This window comes from Pseudoalteromonas sp. MER144-MNA-CIBAN-0113 (assembly GCF_040308965.1).
Classification (GTDB): domain Bacteria; phylum Pseudomonadota; class Gammaproteobacteria; order Enterobacterales; family Alteromonadaceae; genus Pseudoalteromonas; species Pseudoalteromonas tetraodonis.
In genome coordinates, this window is record NZ_JBEOOG010000451.1 from 1 (window position 1) to 256 (window position 256).

At 37.1% G+C, this 256-nt stretch carries 1 protein-coding gene; it reads right to left on the minus strand.

Annotated elements, in window-relative coordinates; all coding sequences use genetic code 11:
* Positions 1 to 256 (minus strand): EAL domain-containing protein (locus AAEY57_RS20450; protein WP_350608717.1); only part of this gene is annotated, 256 nt, incomplete at both ends.

Genomic DNA, 256 nt, shown 5'->3' on the forward strand with positions numbered 1-256 from the left:
ACGATACATTAACCGTTACTTTCAAAAAGCGATGACCTTGCTGGTGCCAATTAGAAATCTGCTGAGCGGCTAAATCAAGTAAATGTAAATCAAGATTTATAATTTGCCCTGTAGTTTCAGCTATCGGTATAAAGTCATTAGGTGGTACAAATCCTTTTTTAGGATGATGCCAGCGCACAAGTGCTTCAAAACCAATAACCTCACTTGTGGTAATTGTAAAAATTGGCTGAAAATAGAGTTCAAACTCATCATGCTC